This window comes from Paraburkholderia atlantica, from assembly GCF_000092885.1.
Taxonomy (GTDB): domain Bacteria; phylum Pseudomonadota; class Gammaproteobacteria; order Burkholderiales; family Burkholderiaceae; genus Paraburkholderia; species Paraburkholderia atlantica.
The window spans coordinates 2,198,646-2,217,567 of sequence record NC_014118.1 but is presented as its reverse complement, the minus strand read 5'-3'; the positions used below and the strand labels follow the sequence as shown (position 1 = coordinate 2,217,567).

Below are 18,922 nucleotides of genomic sequence, written 5' to 3'. Positions count from 1 at the left end.
CGCAAAAGGGACAAAAGCGGACCCGAGATACTGCGGATCAGATGGAGTTGTGCAATGCACAATAACATCATTTTTCCTGCGTTGCTGAACATCGGCGCCGCTCTTCGCGCCCATTTCAGTCGCGTCGACCCTTGCCCGCGGCCCGTCGTCAAACTACGTCGATCGCTGTGCGGCAGCCCACACTTCGGCGCGCAAAAGCGCCGTGCGCCGCGAGACTGTTCGCGCGACACCCGACTATACTGGCGGTTGATCTCCCGACGTGTCGATCCTGGCCGCATCGGCGTTTCGCGCCGGCAGCGCGCCGATTTCCACCAACCCGATTTCACGCGGCCTCCGTCGCGCTCTGCCCATGCCCGATTTACCGATCCACCTGTGGTACTCGATCACCAGCCTCGGCGGCGCCGGCTTGACGCTGCCGCTCGCGTTCGCGATAGCGCTGTGGTTGGCGGTCGGCTACTCGTGGCGGCTCGCGGCCTGCTGGCTAGCACTACTTGGTACGGCGATCGGCGTCGTAACCGTGACCAAGCTCGCCTTCCTCGGCTGGGGCGTTGGGGTCCGGGAGCTCGATTTCACAGGCGTCAGCGGTCACTCCATGCTGTCCACTGCCGTCTATCCGGTCGCGCTATTTTTGATGCTATTGCCCGCGCGCCGCGCCATCCGGCTGCTCGGCGTGCTCGCAGGGCTTGCCGCCGGCCTGGCGGTGGGCTTGTCGCGCGTCGTGCTGAGCGCGCATTCGCCGTCCGAAGCGGTGACCGGGTGCCTCGTCGGCGCCCTTGCCGCGCTCGCGTTCGTGCGGATCGCGTGGAATGCGGAAGCGGACCGGCTGTCGGCCTTGCCGGTTGCCGTCAGCATGATGGTGCTCGCACTCTTGATGCACGGCGTGCACGTGCCCACGCAGCGCTGGGTCACGCATATCGCGTTAAAAGTGTCCGGCCACGACCGGCCGTTCATTCGCGCGACATGGCGGTCCACGCGCATCATTCGACCGTCGGCCGCGCCGCTGTCGCAAACGCGCAATACGCTCGAACCGATGCGCCGGTCGGACATCTGAACGCCGCGCCGGCCCTTCGGCGCGTTTTCCGAGCTTCCTTTTACAGTTTCGTAACACTTCGCTTGCGCTCGCGCTATGCGTGAAGCGCAACGCCGAATCGATCGTTTCGTCCACCGCTATAACCGCGCATATATTACGATAGAGTTTTTAAGCCACTGCTTCCCGTTCACGTCAAACTCCAGCGCCTACATGACTCCCTCTTGGCATCTGAAGCAATACGCGCTGTGCGTCGCAGCCGCCGTCTCCGTCGTGGTCAGCGTGAATGCGCACGCCGATGAACTGGTGGTCTCGGCCGCCGCCAGCCTGACGAATGCGTTCAAGGCGGTCGGCGACGCGTTCGAGCAGCAGCATCCCGGCACCAAGATTCTGCTTAACTTCGGCGCGTCCGACGTGCTGATGCAACAGATCGTCAAAGGTGCGCCCGCCGACGTTTTCGCGTCCGCGGATCAGAAGGCAATGGACAAGGCCGCCGCCGAAAAGGTAATCGTGCCGGCGACGCGGCGCGACTTCGCCGCCAACTCGCTGGTACTGATCGTGCCGGCCGACAGTCACTTCGCGCCCGCCAACCTCAACGCGCTGACGACCGCGAACGTCAAGCGCGTGGCGTTCGGCGATCCGGCCTCGGTGCCGGTCGGCCGCTACACGCAGGGCGCGCTGCAAGCCGCGGGCGTGTGGGACGCGGTCAACGCGAAGGCGGTGCTTGCATCGAACGTGCGTCAAAGCCTCGATTACGTCGCGCGCGGCGAAGTCGACGCCGGTTTCGTGTTCGGCACCGACGCCGCGATCATGCCCGACAAGGTCAAGGTCGCGATGAACCTGCCGACGCAAACGCCGATCACCTATCCGCTCGCGCAGGTCGAAGGCAGCCGTCACGCGGCCGACGCGCAGGCATTTATCGACTTCGTGCTGTCGCCGGCCGGCCAGGCCGTGCTCGCGAAGTACGGCTTCAAGCCGGCGCATTGATTCACGGGGGAGCACCCGCTCATGGAACAGGCCTGGGTTCCGCTGCTGCTATCGCTGAAGGTCGCGGGCTGGGCCACCGCGCTCAATCTCGTGCTCGGCGTCGCGGTGGCGCTCGGTCTGTCGCGGTGGCGCTCCGGCGCGCGCGACGTGATCGATTCGCTGCTGATGCTGCCGCTCGTGCTGCCGCCCACCGTGCTCGGCTACTACCTGCTGGTGCTGCTCGGCCGACGCGGCGTGATCGGCGCGTGGCTCGACCGCTTCGACATCCAGCTCGTCTTCACGTGGCAGGGTGCGGTGATCGCGTCGACGGTGGTTGCGTTTCCGCTCGTGCTGAAGTCGGCGCGCGCCGCCTTTGAAGGCGTCGATCCGCAGTTGGAGCACGCGGCGCGCACGCTCGGCGTCAGCGAGGCCGCGGTGTTTTTCCGGGTGACGCTGCCGCTCGCCGCGCGCGGCATCCTCGCCGGTGGCCTGCTCGCGTTCGCGCGCGCGCTCGGCGAATTCGGCGCGACGCTGATGATCGCGGGCAACCTGCCGGGCCGCACGCAGACACTGTCGGTCGCGGTCTATTCGGCGGTGCAGGCCGGCGACGACAGCACCGCCAACTTCCTCGTGCTCGTGACCTCGGTCGCGTGCGTGACGATCCTGTTGCTCGCGGGACGCCTCGTGCCGCAGCACACGCTTCTGAGAGCCCGCTGACATGCCGCTCAACGTCGCCATCCGCAAGACCTTCGAGACCGCCGAGCGGCGCTTCACGCTCGACGTCGCGTTCAGCGCGAACACGCAGCGGCTCGTGCTGTTCGGACCGTCGGGCGCGGGCAAGAGCCTGACCTTGCAAGCGATCGCCGGCCTGCTGCGTCCCGACGAAGGGACCATCACACTGCACGGCACCACCTTGTTCGATAGCGCGGTCGGCATCGATCAGAAGCCGCAGGCGCGCAAGATCGCGTATCTGTTTCAGGACTACGCGCTGTTTCCGCATCTGAACGTGCGGCAGAACATCGGTTTCGGGCTGCGTCAGGGCTGGCTCAATCCGCGTGCGCGCGGCGCGCACGCGGAGGTCGATTACTGGCTCGACGCGCTCGAATTGAGGGGCGTGGCGGGCAATCATCCGGCGCAACTGTCGGGCGGGCAGAAGCAGCGGGTCGCACTCGCACGCGCGCTGGTCTCGCAGCCGCGCCTGCTACTGCTCGACGAACCGTTCTCCGCGCTGGACAGCCAGCTGCGCCAGCGCATGCGACGCGAGCTATCGGACTTGCAAACGCGGCTCGATATTCCGATGGTGCTGATCACGCACGATCCCGACGACGTCGCCGCATTCGGCGATCAGGTCGTGCAGGTCAGCGACGGCCGCGTGCGCGAGGATTATCCTTTTCCGGGGTATGCGCGCAGCGAGGCGTCACCTCGTTGAGCGGGTGGCTTGGCGGCCCTCGCTTTGCGGCTCCGCGTGCAGCCCAGTTACGCCCCGGCGACCCTCAATCCTTCACGCCGAGTATCACGCTCGACGCCTTGAACACCGCGACCGCGGTCGCGCCTTCCCGCAAACCGAGCGTATCGACGCTGCCATTGGTGACGACCGCGGTGACAACCGCGCCGCCTTCGAGCCCGAGCGACACTTCCGCGTTGACCGCGCCGCGCTTCACGCTCTGCACGATGCCGCGCAACTGATTGCGCGCCGACAGTTTCAACGGCGCATCGACATCGCCGTCACCCGCAACGAGCAGCACGACCCACGACGCCTTGATCAGCGCAAACGCCGCCACGCCGACCGCGAGCCCTAGCGCTTCGGTGCTCTCGTGCGTAAGCACGGCGACGATCGTGTGGCCGCCGGGCAACGCGAGCGACACTTCGTCGTTGACGGTGCCGCGCTCGATCGCCGACACCGTGCCGTAGAACTGATTGCGCGCGCTCGTCTTCACGCCGATGCGGCCGATCAGGTCCCAGTCCGTCGCGAAGCCCTCGCCGATCGCCGCGCCCGCGCGTTCGAGAAAGCGCCGATGCTCGCGCTCGACCGCGCGAAACGTGTCGATCAGCTTCACCGCGCGCGGCGTCAGCGTCGTGCCGCCGCCGCCCTTGCCGCCGGTCAGACGCACGACGAGCGGCTCGCCGGCGAGGTTGTTCATCGTGTCGATGGCGTCCCACGCGCCTTTGTAGCTGATGCCGACCGCCTTCGCCGCGCTCGTGATCGAGCCGGTCTCGCCGATCGCCGCGAGCAGCGCGATACGGGCCGCGCCGCCGAGCGTCTGCGTGCCGGCTTGAAACCAGACGGAGCCGCCGAGTTCGAGGGCGTCGCGGGGAGGATCGGGGCGGTCGGTGGTCATGGCGGACAGTGGTCGAGAGTGCGTGCCAGGGCGGCAAATCATTATAGCGACGCGCTCTTGCGCCTCTGGCCGCTATGCTTGCGGCTCACCACGGCACGACTCTGCCGAGGTAGTCGAATGGGGCGTTTCCTGTCGATGGACTCGGGTTGAAACCGGTCAACGAAATATATTCACGCGTGAAAACGGGCGGAAGATGCAATGCTTGCACTTACCGATCGTGAATCGTCGACAATGAGCAAGTGCCCGTATCAGGAGACCGCGCGATGCCACCCTCTGATCGATACTGGTTTCCGGCGAAACGCTATGGCTGGGGTTGGGGCGTTCCCGTGCGCTGGCAAGGATGGGTGACGCTGCTCGCATATCTCGTGTTGGTCGGGGTGGTCGCTTTCCGGTTTCAACCCGCAGGTCATCCGCTCCCGTTCGCGTTGCTGGTCGCGCTGTTGACCGTGGCCCTCGCGGTCGTCTGCTGGCTGAAGGGCGAACCGCCGCGCTGGCGGTGGGATAAGGACTAACCGGCTCGCTCAGTCACCGGATTCACGGAAATATCGGTTCGACGCGCGCAAGCCATTGCCACGCCAAACGCCGCCAGAGAAACCAGTGACACGAGAAGCACGGCCCACTCCACAGGGAAATAGCTCTGCCCGATTGTCCAGATCACCGCAGCTGAAATCGGCGCGACGCCCTTTGCAACATTGGACGGCGTAGAGAGCAGCCCGTTGATCGCGCCAAATCCTTCAATCCACATGACGTCCTGCACGATCGTTCCACGCAGGATGGTCATCATGCCGTTCGCTCCGCCGTAGATCAGCGCGAAAACAATCAGCAGCACGGGCGATGCGCCGGCAATCAGCAGGATCACTACCGAAAGCGGAAATGCGGTCGTGATGACCAGGCCGACGAGCTTCGGAGAGACGTTCCGTCCAAATGCGAACCACAGGACACGCGCGACGACCTGAGCCGGGCCGATGAGCGCCATCGTCAACAGGATGGTGGACTGTTGGACATGACGCTCGGCCATCAGCGGAACGAGGTGAAACGTCAATGCCGCGAACGTGACGTAGTACGCGGTGAAGCACACCGCGAGTGCCCAGAACACCGGTGAACGCAACGCGCGCCGGGTGGAAGCAGCGTTGACCGCCTTGATCGCGGCCTTGTCGACGGCAGCAGTATGGCGCGCGCTGTCTCCCCGGATCGCCAGTGCGTGAATGGGCACGCAGACGCAGAGATTGATCACCGCTAGCGCGAGCAGCGCATGACGCCACCCGAGCAGATTGATGAGCAACTGCGTGAGCGGAATGAATGCGGTGCTCGCGAATCCAGCGACAAGGGTTATCAGCGTGATCTTCGTGCGGAAGCTGCCCGGATAGTTTCGCGTGATCACTGCGAAAACCGGGTCGTACAGCGTGGCCGCCATCGAGATGCCAAGGCCCACCCAGGCGACAAACAGCATCGCCAGGCTGTTTGCCTGTGACCACATCACGAGCATGGCGGATGCGAGCAGCGATCCCACCACCATGACGGCCCGGCCGTGGCCGTGGTCGATCCAGGTGCCCACCGGATACGCAGCCAGCCCGGACACGAGCAGCCCGACAGACAGCGCCGCGTTGGTCGATGTCCGGCTCCAACCCAGCGCATGTTCCATCGGTACGACGAAAAGCGAGAACGCGTAGTAGATCGCTCCCCACGAAACGAGTTGCGCGGTGGCTAGTGCCCACGTCGCGATCGAACCTCGATCCTGCTGCTGCGCGAACGCTGTCACTTCTCATGTCCCCGTTGTGCGCGCGGTTCGCCCTGAATCAATGCTGCCTGTCAAGGCGCCGCGCAACATGCCTTCTCCGCGACCGGCGCCGTTGCAGGCGCACAGCACGAACTCTTGCCGCCGTCATGCCCGCTGACGTCACGGTCGGTACTGCATACGCCCGTTTCCGGCAGTTCGAGTTCGACGCGACGCGCGGCCTCGAAGTCGCCCGCGAGCCATGCGGCAATGGAACGCACCTGCTCGTAGCCCGTCGCCATCAGGAAGGTCGGAGCGCGGCCATAGCTGGCCATTCCGGCGATGTAGAGTCCCGTCTCGGGCTGCGCCAGTATCTCGGCGCCATGCGGCCGCACAGTACCGCATGAATGGAGATTCGGATCGATCAGCGGGGCCAGGGCGCGAGGGCATTCCAGCGCTGCATCGAGATCGAGACGCACTTCGCGCAGGATCTGCAGCTCCGGCCGAAGCCCCGTCGCTACGATCAATTCGTCGACCGCGACGGCACGCCCGTCAGCGTCCCGAACCTCGAGGGCACTACCGTTCACTGTGATTTCGTCGACGGCAAACGGCGTCAGCAGTTCGATGCGACCCGCGTTGACCAGTTGCCTGAGCCGCTGACCCAGTGCGCCGCGCTCCGGCAGCTGGTCAGCGTCGCCGCCACCGTAGACCTGACCTGGCTGCGAGCGTCGCATCGCCCAGACGATGGCCGCGCCAGGCTCCTGCGCTGCCAGCTTGGCGAGGTCGATCAGCGTGCCGATAGCCGAGTGTCCGGAGCCGATGACCAGCACCTTTTTACCCGCATAACGGCTACGGTCTGCGCCCAGAACGTCGGGCATGCCGTAACGAATATGTTCGTGAGCCGCCTTTTCACCGATAGCCGCCAATCCGGACGCGCCAGCCGGAGCCGGATTTCCCCACGTGCCCGTCGCAACGATGACGGCAGCGGCAACGAGACGCCCTTCTGCGCCATTGCGTTCCTCGAAGCGGATATCGAACGGCTGTTGCTCGCGCTGCGCGTTCTTGACTTTACCCGTGCGGATTCGGGCGATACCAGTGACGCGCGTGCCAAGGCGCAAGCAACCCGCAATCTCAGGCGTGCGCGCGAGCGGCAGCAGATACTGCTCGGCCAGTTCCCGTCCCGTCGGATAGGCGTCAGCGTCGGGTGCCGACCATCCTTGCCGTTCGAGCAACGCACGCGAAGCGCGGTCGATGTTGTACCGCCACGACGAAAACATCTGGACGTGGCCCCAGGCCAGCGGCGCAGCGCCTACCGTCTCTTCTGCTTCGAAGATGACCGGACTCAACCCTTGCTGGATCAGATGAGCAGCCGCAGCGAGACCAACCGGACCTCCACCGATGATTGCGACGGGCAGGGACGAGTCGAACTGTTGTTCGGACACCTGGGGCGCAGGGGCGCTTTTCGGGCGGCAGCATGAAGACACGGCTAACTCCTGAGTCGGTAGTTTCTATGTAGTCGAGAGCAAAGCGATTGCGTATACCGGAGTCAGTGGCCAGTCTGATTCACGCGCTTCGACAGTTCCTCGGCGCTTTCCTTGCGCTCGCTGTATCGGTCGACGAGATACGGGCCGATGTCGCGGGTCAGCAATGTGAACCTGACCAGTTCCTCCATCACATCCACGACGCGGTCGAAATAGGCGGAAGGCTTCATGCGTCCAGCCTCGTCACGTACTTTCTCCGCTGTCGCTCAGGCACATTCGTACCAGTTCCTGGAACGGTTCACGACGCGCACGACGAGCAGCATTACCGGCACTTCGACGAGCACGCCGACCACAGTTGCGAGCGCAGCACCCGATTCGAAACCGAACAGACCAATCGCGGTGGCGACAGCCAGCTCGAAGAAGTTGGATGCTCCGATCAGCGCGGACGGGCAGGCAATGTTGTGCTTTTCACCGACCGCACGATTGAGCCAGTACGCCAGGGCCGAGTTGAAAAACACCTGGATCAGGATCGGAACAGCCAGCAGCACGATGACCAGCGGCTGCCGGATGATCGCCTCGCCCTGGAACGCGAACAGCAGCACAAGCGTCACCAGCAGTGCCGTAATGGACCAAGGGCCCAGCTTTGCCATGAACGCATCGAACGTCTGCGGCCCCTTTGCGAGCAGCGCCTTGCGCAAGAGCTGCGCGAGGATGACCGGAATGACGATATAGAGCACGACGGATGTGAGCAGCGTCGCCCACGGCACGGTAATGGCCGACATGCCAAGCAGCAGCCCGACCAGTGGCGCAAAGGCGATGATCATGATGCTGTCGTTCAAGGCGACCTGCGACAGCGTAAACAACGGATCGCCACCAGTCAGCCGGCTCCAGACGAACACCATCGCCGTGCACGGCGCGGCTGCCAGCAAGATCAGCCCGGCGACGTAGCTATTGAGCTGATCGGCGGGCAACATGGGCGCAAAGAGGTTCTTGATGAATAGCCAGCCCAGCAATGCCATCGAGAACGGCTTGACGAGCCAGTTCACGAAAAGCGTGACGCCGATCCCCTTAACGTGCTGACGGACCTCATGCAGCGAACCGAAATCGACCTTGATGAGCATCGGGATGATCATCACCCAGATCAGCAGTCCGACCGGGAGGTTGACGTGTGCGTATTCCATCTGCCCGATGCGCTGAAAGACGCCGGGAAAGAACTGGCCCAGCACGATGCCTACGAGGATGCACAGCGCGACCCAGATGGTCAGATATCGCTCGAAGAAACTGATGGCCGGCCTGGACGCTTGTGACGGCGACGCGATGTTTGGGGTATTCATTCGGCTGTTGGACGGAAATCAGCTTTGCTGGATGCGGTTCAGGGCTTGTTGAAGGTCGGTATTGCCGAGGGTATTCAGGGGCAATGCGAGCAGTTGCAGCATGCGATAGCCAATTGCCTCGCGCGTCAGCTCGAACGCCTGCCGTTTGCCTTCGTCGCCTCCCGGAGCGTTGGACGGGTCGGCGTATCCCCAATGCACGTTGACGGGACTGCCGGGCCAGAACGGACATTCCTCCGCTGCAGCGCTGTCGCACACGGTGATCACCACGCGCATTTGCGGAGCGCCTGGCGCCACGAACTCGTCCCAGCTTTTACTTCGATAACCCGCTGTATCGATACCCGCGTTCGTGAGCGCTTCCAGAGCGAACGGGTTAACGCGGCCGCTCGGTGCGCTGCCTGCGCTGTAGGCGCGGACATCCTTGCCAAGCTTTTGGGCCCAATGATTGAGCATGCCCTCGCCCAGCACGCTGCGCGCCGAGTTGTGGGTGCAGAGAATGAGAACGTTCGTGGTCATGACGGAGTTCCGGTCATTCTTTGCTGCCGCAGACGTTGGGAACATCACCTGCCGAGCACGATGCGCCGGCGCAGCAGTTTTCCGTGAGAAAACCGATCAGGTCCGTCATTGCGTCGAAATTTGCCGTGTAGATGACGAAGCGTCCGTCCTGACGAGGCTTCACCAGCTCTGCTTGAGACAGGTCCTTCAGGTGAAACGACAGGCTCGACGGCGCCATGCCCAACTGTTGGGCGATTTCGCCAGCAGGCATGCCTTCTGGCCCCGCGACAACCAGAAGTCGGAAGATCGCGAGTCGCGAATCGTGGGCAAGCGCGCCGAGCGCACGGACGGCAAGGTTCGAGTTCATGCGCAGAGGATACGTCAACCGCTTCGACATTTCAACATTTGTGGAAATATCGATCGGGATGCACGACGGTACCGGAGAACCAGGATGTGTGGCGACGGCGGGCGTCTCATGTGAGCGATCCGCGCCCGCCCAATGCCTGGCTACAACTGAGAGCAGTACTGGCAGAGGCCATTCCCGAACGACCAGTTCTCCTTCTCGACCTCGACGAGGTTGACGAACACATCCTCGGGCCGCACGCCCGGCGACCTCCCGAGTTCATCGACGATGCGCCGGTACAGCGCCTTCTTCTGCTCGACCGAGCGCGTGTTGCTGACGGTCAGCTGGATTACGACGAGATCGTCGCCGCGCTCGATATTCAGGTATTGCCGGTCGTAAATCATGTTGTCGGCCGTGTGCTCGCTGATCAGCATGAACATGTCGTCCTTCGGCACGTTGAACGTGTCCACCAGCGAGCGCTGAATACCGGCGGTCAGCGCGTGGCGGTAGTCGGCCGGCTTGCCGGCACGCAGTGAGATTCGGGTGAGCGGCATGATGGGCTCCTTATTGCGGTGTTGGGTTAAACACAGCGTAGGCGCGCTCGATCATAATAAACAGATATCCATGTCTATTTCATCCATTTCAATCTGAAATGAAAGTCCTCGATCTCGATGCGGTGCGGGCCTTCGTGCTGGTCGCCGATCTGCGCAGTTTCACGCGCGCCGCGGACGCGCTCGACACGACGCAATCGGCCGTCAGCCTGAAGCTGAAGCGACTGGAGGCGCACCTTGGCAAGCAGTTGCTGGAGCGCACGCCGCGCGTCGTGCGTCTGTCCGCCGATGGCCACGCGTTTCTCGGCGCCGCGCGCGAGTTGCTGAACGCGCACGAGCGCGCGCTCGGCACGCTTTCGGTGGAGCGGCGGCGGCTCGTGCTCGGGCTCAGCGAGCACGTCGCGGGTCCCGATCTGCCGCATCTGCTCGGCCGGCTCAACGCACACGATCCGGCTCTGGTGGTCGAGTTGCATATGGGCACGTCGGCGGCGCTGCTCGCGCAGTTCGACGAACGCCGGCTCGATGCGGCGATCGTCCGCTACGGCGCCGACGAACCGACGCGCGACGACGCGCAGACGCTGTTCAGCGAACCGCTGGGTTGGCTCGCGACGCCGACATGGCTGCCGCGAGTCGGTGAGCCGCTGGCGCTCGCGTTATTGAGCCCGCCGTGCAACGTGCGTGACGTCGCGCTGCGCACGCTGACGGCGGCGGGGGTCGCCTGGCAGGAAGTGTTCGTGGGTGGTGGTGTCGCGGCAGTGGGCGCGGCAGTGGCGGCTGGGCTCGCGGTGTCGCCGCTCGCGCGCCGGGTCGCGCCGCGCGGTCTGATCGACGTCGGCGCGCGGCTTGGCCTGCCGGCGCTACCGGAATCGCGGGTGACGCTGCATTCGCGCGTGCGCGAGGCCCGCTCGGATGAAACGCTGCGGCTGCTCGCAAACGGCCTTGCCGCGGCATGACACGACGATTGATGCCGCACCACGCCGCGCTGCTCGAAGGAGTCTCAGTGGATGATCGGCGGCAGCGAACCACTGCTGGCGGTCGCCGGATTGGGCACGGAGCCCATCGGCGCGATGTCGCTAACGTTTGCGGACGTATCCGGAGAAGCCTGCGCGGCGGGCCTGATCGGATTCGCACGGGAAACCGCCGGCCTGGCCGCGACCTTGTCCACGTGCGGACGCGCAGTGTGATCTGCCGCGAAATCGGCGCGCACGACCTTGCCCTGAGCCGGCTTCGCGTGCGCAACTTGCACATGCGGCTGCGCGTGCTTCGCGGCCCGCGCGGTGACGGTGGCGTGCGACCGGTTCTGGCTCGAGGCGGCGACTTTCACGCCGCCGCCATGCGCCGCGAGCTTGCCGCCGTGGGCCGCGCCGGCCGATGGAACATGAGGCATCCCGTGCCGGACACCTGCAGCCTGCTGCGGATGCGCACCGGCCTTGGACTTGACTCCGCTCCGCGTGCCCGCCTTCACCTTCACCGCCGCGGACTTTTTCCGCGCATGCGCCTGTTTGGTAACGTGTCCGCTCGCCTCCGGCGGATTCCACACTTCCGCATAACCGGCAGCCAACGCCGCCTCCGACACACACCACACGGCCAGCGCCGCTGCCACTACTCGAACCCGCATCTGCTGCTCTCCTGATCGACGACCGCCAAAACGAGCCGGGATTATATTCTCTTGCAAAAATCCATTTATGGACTAATATCATTAAAAAGTACACATAGGGACTTACCCGAAATGGCTCACGCTGCCCGAATTTCCTCGCCCGAGGCATCACCGCGACGATCGCTTTCGGAACCCACGCTAACGCAGATGTCCGCGGCGGGTCTGCGTGCGTTCTTCAACATCGCGCACGACTGGGACCTGAGCGCCGACGAGCAGATCGTGCTGCTCGGCAAGCCGGGCCGCTCAACGTTCTTCAAGTGGAGGGCGACGCCCGAGACCGCGCGGCTCAGCCATGACACGCTGGAGCGATTGTCGCTGTTGCTTGGCATCTACAAGGCGCTGCAGATTCTGCTGCCGCAGCCGAGCGCCGCCGACACCTGGGTCAAACGTCCCAACAGCGCGCCGCCGTTCGGCGGCAAACGCGCGCTGGACCGCATGCTGGCGGGCAACATCAGCGATCTCGTGGCCGTGCGCCAGTATCTCGACGCAATGCGAGGCGGCTGGGCGTGACACAACCGCAATGGCAGGACCGCTGGACCAGCGCCGCGCTCGACTGGTCGCCCGCGTATCGCGTGATTCCGACGCGCTTCCCGGCCATCAATCTGTTCGACCGCGTCGCGTCGCCGGAAGATTTCGACGCACTGTACGCGCTCGAAGCGATGACCAACGACCGTCTGCGCACCGAAATCGGCGAACTCGACCTGGTGCCGCGCGAGGAGCGCCGCTTCGGGCCGGGCTACGGGCCGATCATGGCCGCGCTCACGCATCTGAATCCGCTTGGCAGCCGTTTTTCCGACGGCACCTACGGCGTGTTCTATTGCGCGCGTTCACGAGCGACAGCGATCGCCGAAACGCGCTATCACACCGGTCAGTTTCTCAAAGCGACCGCCGAGCCGCCGATGCGTCAGCAGATGCGTCTTTACACGGTAGTCGCGCAAGGCAGCGTGGTCGACTTGCGTCGCGACCCCGAGCTCGACGCCGCGGTGCTATCGCCCAACGACTACGTTGCCGGGCAGGCGCTCGGGCGGGCGGTGCGGGAGGCGGGTGCACCGGGCATCGTCTATCCGTCGGTGCGCGACAGCGCCGGCGAATGCCTCGCCGCGTTCCGCACGACGCTGCTGCGCGGCTGCCATCACGCGGCATACCTCGAATACAACTGGAACGGCACGAGCGTGGATATGGTGTTCGAGTTGAACCAGGTCGGGTGACCGGAGAGCGGCGAGGCCGCGTGCGGACTTCAGCCGCTCAAGGCAAGGCCAGTTCCGCCGCGCCTTCCGCACGCGCGGCCTCGACCGAGATCGACCAGCGACGCAGCGCCTGCGGCTGTACGATCGTCAGCGAGCCGTCCGGCCCGAACGCGCCGGTATCGATGAACACCTGCGAGCCGATCTGCGTGATGTCACGCACCGGCGTATGGCCGCAATAGGTCAGCGACAGCCCGCGTTGCCGCAGCGGATCGCCGTTGCCGAGCGCGAGCTCGCGGCCCCACAGCAATTGCTGCCGCGTTTCGGCCGAATAATTGCCCGCGTCGAGATCGGCGTCCGAGCCGAAGAATTCGGCGTGCAGAACGTTGAAGCGTGCCTTGCCGCTGCCGATCACGCGCACGAGCGGCAGCGTGCGCAGATGCTCGGCGTAGTAGCGCAGACGTTCGTCGGGCACATCGGCCGCCCACGCGCCGCCGATGCCGTACCACCACTGCCGCCGCAAGCGGCCGTCGGCGACCGCGCACAACGCGTCCTCGTGATTGCCGAGCACCGCATAGAACCACGGCTTCGCGAGCAGCGCGAGCGCCTGCTCCGAGTGCTCGCCCCGATCGACCAGATCGCCGACCGAAAACAACCGGTCGCACGTCGGATCGAACGCGATCTGACGCAGCAGGTAGCGCAACGCATCGACGCAGCCGTGCAGATCGCCGACCACGAAATCGCGGCCGGCCTCGTTGGCGTCGTGATGCTGAACGAAGTTGGCGGAGGTGCTATTCATCTCGTCATGATAATGCGGCCGACGCGCCCGCGTGTGCGGGGTGCCTATCGTATCCGCACGTTTCATCGAGCAAGAAAGATACCGAACGACGCATATCCAACACTGAACCGGCACATTTGCGGGATGCGTTACCGGAAATACACGTTTTGCGCGAGTCACGCGTGCCGCGCGTCCGAGCCGCCTCGCGTGCTATTGCAGCGTGCGCAGCTTCGCCACCTGGCCGGTCGTGATCGTCGCCTGCGGGTTGCCGAACTGTTTCGTCACGTAGTTGGTGATCGCCGCGATCTGCTCGTCGTCGAGATGGCCGCTGAACGCGGGCATCAGCACGTCCGCGTGCGCGGTCGTGCGATTCACGCCGTGCAGAATCACCAACGCGAGATTGTTCGCGTCGTTCGCGCCGACCGTCGAGTTGTGGATCAGCGACGGATACGCGCCCGGCGCGCTTGCGCCCACTCCTTGCCCGGTCCAGCTGTGACAGGTCGCGCAATTGGCGACGAACAGCTGCGCGCCGTTCACGCCGGTGATCGCGGTGCCGCGCATCGCGGTGACATCGTTGCCGGGGTTGCCCCATTGATGACGTGGACGCGCGTCGCCGCCGCTCACGCCCGGCACCGAGCGCAAGAACGCGACGATCGAGCGCAAATCCACCGGCGTCAGATACTGCGTGCTGTTCGCGACCACTTCGCCCATCGGTCCGGCCGCGTTCGCGCGGCCCGGCGCCGCGCCGGTCGACAGATACGACCTGAGTTCGTCGTCGCGCCAGTCGCCGACGCCGCTCAGCTTGTCCGGCGTGATATTGAACGCATGCCAGCCGGCCTGCACCGCGCCCGAAAATCGCGCGCTCGATTGCAGCCCCTGCATGAAATTGCGCGGCGTATGGCATTCCTCGCAATGCGCGAGGCCTTCGACCAGATACGCGCCTCGGTTCCATTCGGGGCTCTGTTTCGGGTCCGGCACGAAGCGCCCCTCGGTGAAGTTGAACATGTTCCAGAACACCATCAGCCAGCGCTGATTGAACGGAAACTTGAGGCTGTTCGCGGGCGGCGTGTAGTGAATCGGCGTGAGCGTGTTCAGATAAGCGCGAATCGCGAGCACGTCCTGATCGATCACGCGCGTGTAGGCCGTGTACGGGAACGCCGGATAGAGCCGCTCGCCGCCTTTGCCGATGCCTTCGTGCATCGCGCGCATGAAATCGGCGTCGCTCCATCGGCCGATGCCGGTGTCGGGATCGGGCGTGATGTTCGGCGTGACGATCGTGCCGAACGGTGTGCTGATCGGCAGGCCGCCCGCGAATGGGCGCGATTTGTCGGCCGTATGACAGGCCGCGCAATCGGCGGCACGGGTCAGGTATTGGCCGCGCTTCACGAGTTCGCCATTCGCGGCGCTGCCGTCGAGCATGGCCGCGCCGCCGTCCGACGCCTGCGCCGCGTCGTCGGCGCGCGCCTGGGTAATCGGCATTTCGTCGGTCGAAACTGCGTCCGGGCCGTGCGACTCGTGCCACGCAATCGACAGCGCGAACAGCGAAAACGCGGCCGCGAGCGCCGCGCCGCCGAAGCGACGGCGCTGGGTCACGTGCATCGGCGCAGAATCCGGCTGCACGCGAGAGGTGTTCTTCAGCATTGTGGCTCTCCGGTCAGCGCTCAGATTTCGCGCTTCAGCCTGTCGGCCAGCTTCAGCGACAAGGCCGCGATCGTCAGCGTGCAGTTCACCGATGCGGCGGAAGGCATCACGCCGCTGCTTGCGATGAACAGGTTCGCATGATCGTGCGTGCGGCAGTCCGGGTCGACGACCGAACTCGCCGCATCGCTGCCCATGATCGTCGTGCCCATGATGTGATTGTTGGGCGCGAAGCTGTCGTCGAACGAGACCTCGGTGCCGCCGAATAGCGCCGCGATCTTCGCATACTGTTCGTGCGTATCGGCGGCGCTCTTCTTCACGTAGTCGTTGATCGAGTAGTAGATCTCGGGCAGCGGAATGCCGAGCGCATCCTTGTGATCCGCCGACGGCACGATGCGGTTCTGCGGCTCCGGCAGATGCTCGTGAAAGCTGTTGATGCTCAGCGTGCGCGCCGCGCGGTCGCGAATCTGCCGGTCGAGCTCGGCGCCGGTCAGGCCTTTTTCCAGCAGGTCGGCGGTAACGCCCATCGTCGGCACGCCGTTCGACAGATGCAGCTTCTTCGACGCGTACTCGGAGCGGAACGCGCCGTCGCGGAAGTTGACGATCGAGGTCATCTCCATCGGGCCGCGGCCGGGCCACAACGGTTCGTTGGCGAGAAACGTGACGCCGGTGCCGGGATGGTCCATCAGGTTGCGGCCCACCTGATCGGAGCTGTTGCCGACGCCGTGCGGGAATTTGGCGGACGTCGACATCAGCATCAGCTTCGGCGTTTCGATGCCGTTCGCCGCGAGCACGAACAACTTGCCGCTGACGCGTGTGCTATTGCCATTCGGGTCCTTGTAGTGGACCGCGGTGACGAGCCCTTTGTCGTCCGCTTCGATGCGATAGACGACCGCTTCGGGAATCAGTTTCGCGCCGGCCTGCTCGGCCTTCTCCGCGTGGATCACGCCGTTGTACATCGCGGCGATCGGGCAGATCGGCATGCAGTTGTTGTTGCCGCAGCAGGTGGGCCGCGCATCGTACGGCCGGCTGTTGCGCGCGACCGGTTCGGGCACGACCTTGAAGCCCTGCGCGTTGAGCACGTCGCTGAAACGCTGATCCATGTACGACAGCGGCAACTGCTGCATCGGATAGGGCTTCGAGCGCGGCGAACCGAGATCGATCGAACTATCCGGACCGGACACGCCGAGCTGCACTTCGGCGGCCACGTACCACGGCTCGAGCGTTTCGTACGGATACGGCCAGTCGCGCCCGACCCCATACAGCTTGTGCAACTGGAAGTCCGACGGCAGCAGTCGCCATGCGGCCGCCGCCCAGTGCCACGTCGTGCCGCCGACCAGCCGCACGTATTGTGAGTTGTACGGATAGTCGCCCTTCTGGATCAGGTAGTTGTTCGCGGGCGCGTACTCGGGATGCGGCGCATAAGGCGTCGACGGATACGGCGTCGCGAAGTCGGACTTGGCCGGCGAGTTGCGAAAGTTCTCGACGATCTGCCAGCGTGGAATGCGCGGCCCCGCTTCGAGCAGGATTACCGACGCGCCCGCCAGCGCCAGTTGATGCGCAACCAGACTGCCGGCGACGCCCGAACCGACCACGACGATATCGGCGGATTGTGTGTTTGCCATCGTTTCTCTCTTCGGTGCCCTGCCTGTTGCGGGTCTTGTTCGTGCGCTGCTGGCGTAGTCCGCCGGCGAGCCCGCGCGGCTCACGCGTGCAGCGGCTTGCGCGTCCAGTAGAACGGCACGTCGCGGCAATAGGAGGGAATCGTGAGCACGTCTTGCACGGGCTCGAACATCAGCGCCTTTTCATACGCGATCACCTGGACGTGCGGCATGTCACCGACGAGTCCGAGATACCACGCGCGCATGATCGCGCCGACCGCTTTCGCGAGCACGGGCTGGTCGGTCCGTAGCGCCTCTGTGACGGTATCGGAGGGCACGCCGCCGTGGCTTTGCAGCCACGTGTTCAGCGCGGCGACGTTCTGCGCGAACTGGTTATCGGCACGCGACAGCGCATCGTAGACACGCTGGCCGAGCACGGTGTCGAAACTGCTACGACCGGTGAGATGTTGCGACAGCGCGAGGAAGGCATCGAGTCCACCGCCTGCCGGCGGCGTAGCGGCGAAGACGGGCGCGATCCACGACGGCGAACGGCTCGCGCCGGCGAACGCGAGCGCCGCGGCTGCCGCGCACGAACCGAGCACCCAGGCCCTGCGCGAAGCGGAAAACGACGGGAACAAACCGGTGAAACGTGTCGCACTGCGATAGGGCTTCGCTCCTTGCCGATGCGTCATGTGGGGATGCGCATCGTTATCCTCAGGAACATCTGTCATTGGGGCTCCAGATGATGAGTCGTTCTCGACGAGCGGCACGGGGAAGGCATGATGCCGTTCGCGTGCCGCTTCGTTTGCTCTTCCCCAAACCTGGTCTGACGCCGCTTCAGCGGTCTCGAATCCGTGCGCGCGATTCGCGCGCGCCGCATGTGTGGTGGTGTCACATGCATGAGCGCGACGATTGCTGCCGCTTTCTGCCAATCGCCTTTCAACTGAAAGCGGCGCGCAAGGCCGCTGCGAAAGACTATAGCCTGTGACCCACCATTCGACAATCGGTCCTCGTTGCACGCGTAGAATCCGCGACACCGACTGCCGTACACTTCGTCGTAGATCTCGACTCATGTCCATCAACTACTATCCGCAGGTTCTTCGCAATCGGCCCCGCACGGTGATCGGCCTCGTGATCGGGATCGTCGTCGCGTTCCTCGTGCCCGGTCATACGAGTCCGATGGCGCGCACACTGATCGGCTGGGACGCGGCCATCTGGAGTTACCTGCTGATGATCTGGGTGCACATGGCTCTCGCCGACGAGCACCGCGTGCGCGAATACGCGATACGCGACGACGAAAATGCCGGCGTCGTGCTGGTCGTGATCTGCGTCGCGACGGTCGCAAGCATCGCCGCGATCGTGCTCGAACTCGCGTCGGCCAAAGGCGCGGGCGGCGCAACGACCGTCTGGCACTACCTGCTGACCGGTCTGACGCTGATCGGCGCATGGTTTCTGATTCCGACGATCTTCACGCTGCACTACGCACGCCTCTACTACGACACCGACGCGAAAGAGACCGCGTTGCAGTTTCCCGATCACCATCTACTGCCGAACTACTGGGACTTCCTGTACTACTCGTTCACGATCGCGGTCGCATCGCAGACCTCCGACGTGGTGCTGCGCTCGCGCGAAATTCGTCGCGCGACACTCGCGCAATCGGTGCTGTCGTTCTACTTCAACGTCGCGGTGCTCGGCTTGTGCGTGAACATCGCGGCGGGGCTGCTGGGTTCGTGACACGGCCGTTGCGCGGCGCTCGAATGAATTTCATGCGAATGCCACGCGCGTGCCACATGGCTGCCACGCGAGCGTCACCCTGG

21 protein-coding genes and 1 pseudogene are annotated in these 18,922 nt (G+C 64.7%); 9 read left to right on the top strand and 13 right to left on the bottom strand.

The window, feature by feature from the left end; all coding sequences use genetic code 11:
• Nucleotides 1-349: 349 nt before the first annotated feature.
• The 4 genes from BC1002_RS25985 (at nt 350) to BC1002_RS25970 (ending at nt 3,422) form a co-directional block, all read left to right on the top strand.
• Nucleotides 350-1,051, top strand: coding sequence for a phosphatase PAP2 family protein (locus BC1002_RS25985; protein WP_013092982.1), 702 nt, complete (start codon nt 350-352; stop codon nt 1,049-1,051).
• A gap of 189 nt (nt 1,052-1,240) precedes the next feature.
• The gene (modA, locus tag BC1002_RS25980; protein ID WP_041735218.1) at nt 1,241-2,014 is read left to right on the top strand and encodes a molybdate ABC transporter substrate-binding protein; all 774 of its coding nucleotides are present in this window, start codon (nt 1,241-1,243) and stop codon (nt 2,012-2,014) included.
• Nucleotides 2,015-2,035: 21 nt separating this feature from the next.
• Nucleotides 2,036-2,710 (top strand): molybdate ABC transporter permease subunit, encoded by a 675-nt coding sequence (modB, locus tag BC1002_RS25975; RefSeq protein ID WP_013092980.1) that lies wholly within the window; start codon nt 2,036-2,038, stop codon nt 2,708-2,710.
• Nucleotide 2,711: 1 nt separating this feature from the next.
• On the top strand, nt 2,712-3,422 hold the full coding sequence (locus tag BC1002_RS25970; protein WP_013092979.1) for a sulfate/molybdate ABC transporter ATP-binding protein: 711 nt from the start codon (nt 2,712-2,714) through the stop codon (nt 3,420-3,422).
• A 64-nt stretch (nt 3,423-3,486) separates the two neighbouring features.
• On the opposite strand, the gene BC1002_RS25965 is transcribed toward BC1002_RS25970, so the two are convergent.
• Nucleotides 3,487-4,332 (bottom strand): TOBE domain-containing protein, encoded by an 846-nt coding sequence (locus BC1002_RS25965; protein ID WP_013092978.1) that lies wholly within the window; start codon nt 4,330-4,332, stop codon nt 3,487-3,489.
• Between the two features lie 263 nt (nt 4,333-4,595).
• On the opposite strand from BC1002_RS25965, the gene BC1002_RS25960 reads away from it, so the two are divergent.
• Nucleotides 4,596-4,844 (top strand): hypothetical protein, encoded by a 249-nt coding sequence (locus BC1002_RS25960; RefSeq protein WP_013092977.1) that lies wholly within the window; start codon nt 4,596-4,598, stop codon nt 4,842-4,844.
• Here the strand turns inward: BC1002_RS25960 and BC1002_RS25955 are convergent.
• From BC1002_RS25955 to BC1002_RS25930, 7 genes and pseudogenes are all read right to left on the bottom strand, one after another.
• Entirely contained in the window at nt 4,841-6,091 is a 1,251-nt protein-coding gene (locus tag BC1002_RS25955) for an MFS transporter (RefSeq protein ID WP_013092976.1), read from the bottom strand. The two genes, BC1002_RS25960 and BC1002_RS25955, sit on opposite strands and share 4 nt — an antisense overlap.
• A 50-nt stretch (nt 6,092-6,141) precedes the next feature.
• Complete coding sequence (locus BC1002_RS25950) at nt 6,142-7,488, bottom strand: NAD(P)-binding domain-containing protein (RefSeq protein ID WP_041735217.1); 1,347 nt, start codon at nt 7,486-7,488, stop codon at nt 6,142-6,144.
• A gap of 104 nt (nt 7,489-7,592) precedes the next feature.
• Nucleotides 7,593-7,772: pseudogene (locus BC1002_RS36695) on the bottom strand (arsenical resistance protein ArsH); the annotation flags it as partial.
• 21 nt (nt 7,773-7,793) lie between these two features.
• Nucleotides 7,794-8,861, bottom strand: coding sequence for an ACR3 family arsenite efflux transporter (arsB, locus tag BC1002_RS25945; protein WP_013092974.1), 1,068 nt, complete (start codon nt 8,859-8,861; stop codon nt 7,794-7,796).
• Between the two features lie 18 nt (nt 8,862-8,879).
• Entirely contained in the window at nt 8,880-9,374 is a 495-nt protein-coding gene (locus BC1002_RS25940) for an arsenate reductase ArsC (protein ID WP_013092973.1), read from the bottom strand.
• A gap of 13 nt (nt 9,375-9,387) precedes the next feature.
• Complete coding sequence (locus BC1002_RS25935) at nt 9,388-9,720, bottom strand: ArsR/SmtB family transcription factor (protein WP_041735422.1); 333 nt, start codon at nt 9,718-9,720, stop codon at nt 9,388-9,390.
• A gap of 140 nt (nt 9,721-9,860) precedes the next feature.
• Nucleotides 9,861-10,250, bottom strand: coding sequence for a tautomerase family protein (locus BC1002_RS25930; protein WP_013092971.1), 390 nt, complete (start codon nt 10,248-10,250; stop codon nt 9,861-9,863).
• A gap of 98 nt (nt 10,251-10,348) precedes the next feature.
• Between BC1002_RS25930 and BC1002_RS25925 the strand changes: the two genes are divergently transcribed.
• The gene (locus BC1002_RS25925) at nt 10,349-11,200 is read left to right on the top strand and encodes a LysR family transcriptional regulator (RefSeq protein ID WP_013092970.1); all 852 of its coding nucleotides are present in this window, start codon (nt 10,349-10,351) and stop codon (nt 11,198-11,200) included.
• 44 nt (nt 11,201-11,244) lie between these two features.
• Here the strand turns inward: BC1002_RS25925 and BC1002_RS25920 are convergent, their stop codons facing one another.
• Nucleotides 11,245-11,865 (bottom strand): hypothetical protein, encoded by a 621-nt coding sequence (locus BC1002_RS25920; protein WP_013092969.1) that lies wholly within the window; start codon nt 11,863-11,865, stop codon nt 11,245-11,247.
• 186 nt (nt 11,866-12,051) lie between these two features.
• On the opposite strand from BC1002_RS25920, the gene BC1002_RS25915 reads away from it, so the two are divergent.
• Together BC1002_RS25915 and BC1002_RS25910 are read left to right on the top strand one after the other, a co-directional pair.
• Nucleotides 12,052-12,414 carry an MbcA/ParS/Xre antitoxin family protein gene (locus BC1002_RS25915; protein WP_083788730.1) on the top strand — a complete coding sequence of 121 codons (363 nt, stop codon included), beginning with the start codon at nt 12,052-12,054 and terminating at the stop codon, nt 12,412-12,414.
• Nucleotides 12,411-13,112, top strand: a complete 702-nt coding sequence (locus BC1002_RS25910; RefSeq protein ID WP_013092967.1) for an RES family NAD+ phosphorylase — start codon at nt 12,411-12,413, stop codon at nt 13,110-13,112. Before BC1002_RS25915 ends, BC1002_RS25910 begins: the two co-directional genes overlap by 4 nt.
• A 37-nt stretch (nt 13,113-13,149) precedes the next feature.
• Here BC1002_RS25910 and BC1002_RS25905 read toward each other — a convergent pair whose 3' ends face one another.
• The 4 genes from BC1002_RS25905 to BC1002_RS25890 all read right to left on the bottom strand — a co-directional run bounded on the left by BC1002_RS25905 (nt 13,150) and on the right by BC1002_RS25890 (nt 17,836).
• Nucleotides 13,150-13,887 carry a metallophosphoesterase gene (locus tag BC1002_RS25905; RefSeq protein ID WP_238537970.1) on the bottom strand — a complete coding sequence of 246 codons (738 nt, stop codon included), beginning with the start codon at nt 13,885-13,887 and terminating at the stop codon, nt 13,150-13,152.
• A 189-nt stretch (nt 13,888-14,076) separates the two neighbouring features.
• Nucleotides 14,077-15,507, bottom strand: coding sequence for a cytochrome c (locus BC1002_RS25900; protein WP_013092965.1), 1,431 nt, complete (start codon nt 15,505-15,507; stop codon nt 14,077-14,079).
• 20 nt (nt 15,508-15,527) lie between these two features.
• Nucleotides 15,528-17,129, bottom strand: a complete 1,602-nt coding sequence (locus tag BC1002_RS25895; RefSeq protein ID WP_013092964.1) for a GMC family oxidoreductase — start codon at nt 17,127-17,129, stop codon at nt 15,528-15,530.
• 80 nt (nt 17,130-17,209) lie between these two features.
• Nucleotides 17,210-17,836 carry a sugar dehydrogenase complex small subunit gene (locus BC1002_RS25890; RefSeq protein WP_013092963.1) on the bottom strand — a complete coding sequence of 209 codons (627 nt, stop codon included), beginning with the start codon at nt 17,834-17,836 and terminating at the stop codon, nt 17,210-17,212.
• Between the two features lie 340 nt (nt 17,837-18,176).
• Between BC1002_RS25890 and BC1002_RS25885 the strand changes: the two genes are divergently transcribed.
• A complete protein-coding gene (locus BC1002_RS25885) occupies nt 18,177-18,839 on the top strand; it encodes a DUF1345 domain-containing protein (RefSeq protein ID WP_013092962.1) in 663 nt (220 codons plus the stop codon).
• The last annotated feature ends 83 nt before the right edge of the window (nt 18,840-18,922 follow it).